The 2,117-nt window shown below is 71.6% G+C and carries 1 protein-coding gene and 1 pseudogene; both read right to left on the minus strand.

Features of this window, described 5'->3' with window-relative positions; all coding sequences use genetic code 11:
* A pseudogene (locus A9W95_RS11635) lies at nucleotides 1–535 on the minus strand (phospho-N-acetylmuramoyl-pentapeptide-transferase); the annotation flags it as partial.
* Nucleotides 532–2,043, minus strand: a complete 1,512-nt coding sequence (murF, locus tag A9W95_RS11640) for a UDP-N-acetylmuramoyl-tripeptide--D-alanyl-D-alanine ligase (protein WP_067412366.1) — start codon at nucleotides 2,041–2,043, stop codon at nucleotides 532–534. The pseudogene A9W95_RS11635 and the gene murF, both read right to left, overlap by 4 nt.
* Nucleotides 2,044–2,117 lie beyond the last annotated feature (74 nt).

Below are 2,117 nucleotides of genomic sequence, written 5' to 3' on the forward strand. Positions count from 1 at the left end.
TGGACCAGGCGCTGACGACGAGCACGCAGAACAGCACGAACAGTCCGGGCGCCAGGGTGACCGTTGCGATCTCCCGCACGTACGACAGGTCAGGGCTGGCCGGGGTCAGGCCGGCGGAGTTGCGGAACTGCAACACCAGCACCGCGAACAGCACCGCGGCGGTGATCTGTCCGATTGTCTTGGCCGTCTTGTTCAGCCCCAGATTGCGCGCCCGCCGGATCTTGATCAGGTCGTCGAGGAACCCGACCCCGCCCAACGCGGTGGCCAGCCCCAACACCAGCAGGCCGGAGGCCGAGATTCCTTCGCCGTCGAAGGCCAGGCCGGCCAGGTGGGTGCCCAGGTAGCCCGCCCAGATGCCGGCCAGAATCGCCACGCCACCCATCGACGGTGTGCCGCGTTTGCCTTGGTGGGTGGGCGGTCCATCCTCACGGATCTCGTGGCCGAAGCCTTGCTTGGTGAACAGCCGGATCAGCGCCGGGGTCAACAGGATCGACACGGTCACCGCGATGGCGACGGCGATCAGGATCTGTCTCATGCCCTCGCCTCGTCGGCATCGTCGGCCACCAGCGCGTCGGCCAACGCCCCCAACCCGGCCGCATTGGACGCCTTGACCAGCACCACGTCACCCGGTTGCAGCTCGCAGCGCAACAGGGCCAGCGCGTCGTCGGCGGTGGGCACGGTGACGGCCTCGGCTCCCCACGAGCCCTCCATGACCGCGCCGTGGTGCATGGCGCTCATCGACCTCCCAGTTCCCACGACAACGAGTCGTGACACATCTAAGCGCACCGCGAGCCGCCCGATGCGATCGTGCTCGGTTATCGCGTCGTCGCCGAGTTCGGCCATTTCGCCCAGCACCGCCCAGCTGCGCCTGGGCTCCGGACCGTCGTGGGCAATCCAGGCCAGCGCCTGCAGCCCGGCTCGCATGGAATCGGGGTTGGCGTTGTAGGCGTCGTCGATCACCGTCACCCCGTCGGTGCGGGTGCTGACGTGCATCCGATGGCGCGATACCGGGCCGGCCGCGGTCAACGCGTCGGCGATCTGCTGCGGGGTGGCCCCGCATTCCAGGGCTACCGCGGCCGCGCACATGGCGTTGCTGACCTGGTGGTCGCCGTATACCCCCAGCTGAATGTCGGCGGTGCCGCGGTGGGTGTGCAGGGTGAAGCGGGGGCGAGCCAGCGCGTCCAGGGTCACCGGGCCGGCCCACACGTCGCTGGGTCCGGAGCCGGTGCGTTCGGCGCGGCTGACCCGGATGACTCGGGCCGGGGTCACCTCGGCCATCGCGGCGACGGCCGGGTCGTCGGCGTTGAGGACGACCACGCCGGAGGCGGGGACGGACTGGGGCAGCTCGGATTTGGTCTTGGCGATCGCTTCGCGGGAGCCGAATTCGCCCAGGTGCGCGGTGCCGACGTTGAGCACGACTCCGATGGCGGGCCGGGCGATGTCGGCGAGGGCGGCGATGTTGCCGGGATGGCGTGCCGACATCTCCAGGATCAGGTAGTCGGTGCCGCGGGTGGCGCGCAGCACTGTCCACGGGTGGCCCAGCTCGTTGTTGAACGATCCGGGCGGTGCCACCACCGAGCCCAGCGGCTGGAGCACGGCGGCCACCAGGTCTTTGGTCGAGGTCTTACCGGAGGACCCGGTGATGCCGACGATGGTCAGTCCGCCGGCCGCCAATTCGGCGGCGACCGCCTGGGCGAGTTTGGCCAGCGCCGCCAGCACCGCCGCGCCCGAGCCGTCGGTGTCGTGTTCGAGCACGCCGGCCCGGCCGTCGGGCGCCGGTCGCGGGCGCACGACGATGGCCGGCACCCCGACGGGTCGGGCCGCCAGCACCGCGACGGCTCCGGCCGCCACCGCCGCCGCGGCATGGTCGTGCCCATCGGCGCGGGCGCCGGGCAGCGCCAGGAACAGCCCGCCAGGCCCGACCGCGCGCGAGTCGAATTCCACCGTGCCGGTGACGCGGCGGTGGGCGGCCTCGGCCGGCGAGATGTCGGCCAGCTGCCCCCCGACGATGTCGGCGATCTGCGCGATCGTCAGCTCGATCACACGCGTTCCTCCAGGGCCTTGGCCAGTTCCACCCGGTCGTCGAAGGGCCGCACGTCCGGCCCGGCGCGCTGGCC

The sequence above is a fragment of the Mycobacterium sp. 1423905.2 genome, from assembly GCF_001673155.1.
Taxonomy (GTDB): domain Bacteria; phylum Actinomycetota; class Actinomycetes; order Mycobacteriales; family Mycobacteriaceae; genus Mycobacterium.